Source organism: Flavobacterium sp. (genome assembly GCF_043720215.1).
In the GTDB taxonomy this organism is placed as follows: domain Bacteria; phylum Bacteroidota; class Bacteroidia; order Flavobacteriales; family Flavobacteriaceae; genus Flavobacterium.
This window is the reverse complement of the sequence record NZ_JAYSSZ010000140.1, coordinates 1-3,931: the sequence shown is the minus strand read 5'-3', so window position 1 is coordinate 3,931 and position 3,931 is coordinate 1. Positions and strand designations below refer to the sequence as shown.

Below are 3,931 nucleotides of genomic sequence, written 5' to 3'. Positions count from 1 at the left end.
ACTTCTTTGTCATCAAAATTGAAATCGGTTTGAATGAAATTCAAAGCAACATCCATCGGCACTGCTTTTCGGTTCATATTACACGCTAATTGATGCACAAATACATTGCGGCTACCATTCGCATATTGCACTTTTTTTTCAGTGAATTTTATGCAATGATTGTAAATTGCTTCGTAATTGGTTTCGGCTATTGGGTCTTTGGTTTTGGGTTCTAGTTTTGTTTCGATTAAAGGCATTTCGACTTCGCTCAATGTGACAAAGGTTTTTGAATTCTCGTTTAGATATAAATTTTCATCAAAAGAATAAAAACATAATCGAGTTACATCTTTGCCTGATTTATCAATTTCTAATTTTAAAATACTTTCGTAATGTGCTTGGACTAATAGAAAAGCTTCTTTGTGATTTGCCTTATCGGAGTTTATTTTTACTAAAATTTTCAACCCATTTCCAGATGGACTGATGAAACTTGCAAATGTGAACTCGGATTGATTGGCCAAATGCGAAGCATTTTGCAACTCTTTTTCATTCAGTTTATCAATGTCAAGAATGATACATTTTGAATATTCTGCCAAGAATTCCAGTTTACGACCTCCAACAAATTTAGCTGAAGGTGTAAATGCAGGAAGTGATTTTTTTGCTTTGTTGTATGCTTCTATTTTGTTTTCAGCAAGAGATTTACGCAAGTAAACAATGCCGGGTTTGTACTTTCCTATTTTAATTTCGTCTAAAATTGTAAGTAATGATTTGTGTTCTACAACCTCTTTAAAATTCTTGAAAATGGTTACCATATGCTAATTATGAATTTTAAATTATGAATTATAAATGACCTTATTGTGTGATTTAAAACCTTTGGTTTGCAATCACAGCTTTCGCAAGTTCCGTTACACTTTTGCATATTATCTTCCTTTAAAAGATTTGTTGTAATGCTCCGTAAGGAGTTTTTCAACATCAGAAAGTTTGTAATAGATTTTGTTACCAACTTGGCTAAATGAAATTTTGCCTTCGTCTCTCCAGGTTTGTGCGGTACGTTTAGAAATTTTCATCAATAAAAGGAATTCTTGATTGTCTAAAAAGGTTTCCTTCTTTGGGTCTGCTTTAATAGAAATTTGAGATTGAATAGTGTCTAATTTGCTCATTAGATCCGTGAACTGGTCTTTTGTGAAGATAATTGCATCCATTTTTAAAGTTTTTTAAATGTTATGGTGCAAATGGAAGAAATATAAAAAAGTCCGATTAGACTTATTTGGTCTTATCGGACTAAAAAGTTTTTTAGACCTTATGAATATTGAATAGTTGAAATGTTAATTTTAGAAAAAATCGGACTATAGTTTTATTTTCCAATCATTATTCGGGTTCTTGTCAGTTCGAGTTGGCGACAAATACGTTTGAATTGTTTGAATTGAAAGCTCTTTTCCTTTTTCATCTAAATAATTATCACAAATGAATTTTGCAATTTCTTTAATTTTATGCTCGATGTAAGGTTTTCCGTTTGGTTTTACTTCATTCATCATTTGTTTATAAGCATCGGTTAAGATATTTATAGGTCCATTTAATCGAATTTTAAATGCTGGTTTTATTTCTGAATTTGCTTTTAAATCATTTTCTAGTTTTTCTTTCTCAATATCCAAAAGTAATTTTCTAGTAGTTTGTAATCTTACTTTTAATTTTTCGCATTGCACATTGTATTCGTCTAGATTTTTGTTTTTTGAAATAATATCAGCTTCTTCATAATCAAATATTTCTTCAGTTAAAAAAATTATTTTATCATTGAAGTTTTCTAGTTTTTCAACCTTTAATTTTGTTTCGTGAAATGAGAAATGTCTGTCTTCTGAATCGGCATTTATCAATCGTTTTGGCGTGTTTGACTTAGTATCTTTTAAGCTCGTAGATTCCAATTCTGTTCGTTTTTTATCTATTAAAGTGTATAATTTATTGTATCGGCTCATAGCGGTTTTAGAAGCAAAAAAAGCTTCATTATTGGCTAATAATTTTTCTAATTTGTTTATCCAAACCAAAGGTTCAGTTACCAATGTGCATTGATAATTTATAAAAGCTGGGAATTGTGATTGTCGGAGTGAGAATATTTTTTCAATTAAAGCATCGCAATAAATACTTAATGAGAATTTATCTTCAATAATAATATCGAATAATTGATTTTTTGACTGTGCCAAAGGTACTACCAAATACTCTTGAAAAGGAGCTATTTTGATTGTTGTGTTTTCTGAATTCAAAGGTAATATTGCTGTTTCTTTTTGTCATTATTTATAAAATTGTAATTAAAAGCGGTTTAAAATTTGTTGTTTTCTGTGGATTATTGACCTGTCAAATACCATTCAACTTTTTTTCGTTTTGTTTGCTTTAAAAATTACTTGTTTCTACTTTGTAAATGTATAAAATAAAAAAAATCCTTCAGCAAAGGATTTTAAAATTAGTTGTTAACAATTAGTTAAATGTTTGATTGCATTTGTTTTACACTACAAAATTGAATGAATTATTTAGAAACTAAAAAATATAATTATCTACTGCTTTATCCAATTCTTCGCTAATTATTTTGGCATATATCTGCGTCGTGCTAATATCTTGATGATCCATAAGTTTAGAAACGTGCTCAATTCTCATACCATTATTTAAAGCATTAGTCGCAAAACTGTGTCTTGATAAATGAAAAGATAATGAAAAAGGTAATTTCATCATTTTACCCATTCTACGGAGTTGAAAATTGGCAGAATGATTTTCCTTTGACGATATAAAATATCTTAATTCTTCACTTTTATTATAAGAAACTTTATCTGTTATAATTGGGAATATAAAATCACCTTGCTGCGCATCTTCTTTTTTGTATTTACTTAAAATATCTAATGCTACTTTGCCGATTTTAAACTGGTGTAATCTTCCTGTTTTACGAATTACTTTTTTTATTCTTTGTTCTTCTTCGTTGAAGTTATGGCATTGTAATTCGATAACATCACTAAATCTTAATCCTCCTGCATAAATTGAGAAAAGGAATAAATCACGCCATAAATCTGCTTTCTTGCCTTCTTTTAGCTCTAAATTGGTTAATATTTCGATTTGGTCTTTGTTTAAAAACACTCTTTTTTCAGTATCTTTTTTTAATGTCAATTTGTTGAATGGATACATATATTCTGGAATAATATCTTCTTTGATGGCTTCCTTGAACATTATCGCCAAAATCATTATTGAATAGCGTTGTGTTGTTGCCCCATTTTTCAAAACATTTCCCATATGCGCCATATAATCCTTTAAAACCGAAACCGTAATATCATCAAAATAAACATCCTTACTACCTACATAATTTTCAAATTTCTTGGTATAAAGCATATAGTTTTTATAAGTCCCAAAAGAAACGCTTCCTTTTATTTTCTCACATCGAGCATAAGCATATTCAAAAAAATTAGGTACTTCTTTGCCCTTTATAGCTTCTTTTAACTTTTTGATTGAAATGGTTTTTACTTTGCGTTCCAAATCTGCAACTTGTCCTTCAGCATCTGCAATCTTTTGAGATAATGATGCATTCATTCTCGCACTATTTGGATGGTTCTTTTTTACTTTCTGCTTTGTTTCATCCCACTCGTTCTCTTTGAGTTTCACTCCAGCAGTGATAAATTTCGTTTTTCTATCTTTTATAATTCGGATATAAAGCGGAGAATGTCCTGTTTGGTCTGCTTGATGAGTTCTTAAGATTAGTTTAATTGAAGCCATAATAATAGGAAATTAGAATTGTTGTACTATATTTGTATTCCGATGCAAACAAGTGAAACCTTTGTAAATACAAGCCTTTCAAACTGATGCAACGCAGTACGAAGGTATAACATTTGGTACAACAAAACAAGTATTTCTATGCTTTTAATTGCATTATTTTTATCTTACAATTTTTATAAAGTCAATATATACAATACTTTAAGTGCAATTA

The 3,931-nt window shown here is 29.5% G+C and carries 4 protein-coding genes; all 4 read right to left on the bottom strand.

What is annotated here, in order from left to right; all coding sequences use genetic code 11:
* Positions 1-788 (bottom strand): BT4734/BF3469 family protein (locus ACHZC3_RS06460; RefSeq protein ID WP_394759053.1); only part of this gene is annotated, 788 nt, incomplete at its 3' end.
* A 108-nt stretch (positions 789-896) separates the two neighbouring features.
* Positions 897-1,178: a helix-turn-helix domain-containing protein gene (locus ACHZC3_RS06455; protein WP_011964270.1), complete on the bottom strand. Its 282-nt coding sequence runs from the start codon at positions 1,176-1,178 to the stop codon at positions 897-899.
* Positions 1,179-1,322: 144 nt separating this feature from the next.
* Entirely contained in the window at positions 1,323-2,231 is a 909-nt protein-coding gene (locus ACHZC3_RS06450) for a hypothetical protein (RefSeq protein WP_394759052.1), read from the bottom strand.
* A 271-nt stretch (positions 2,232-2,502) separates the two neighbouring features.
* Positions 2,503-3,720, bottom strand: coding sequence for a tyrosine-type recombinase/integrase (locus ACHZC3_RS06445; RefSeq protein WP_394759051.1), 1,218 nt, complete (start codon positions 3,718-3,720; stop codon positions 2,503-2,505).
* Between the last annotated feature and the right edge of the window lie 211 nt (positions 3,721-3,931).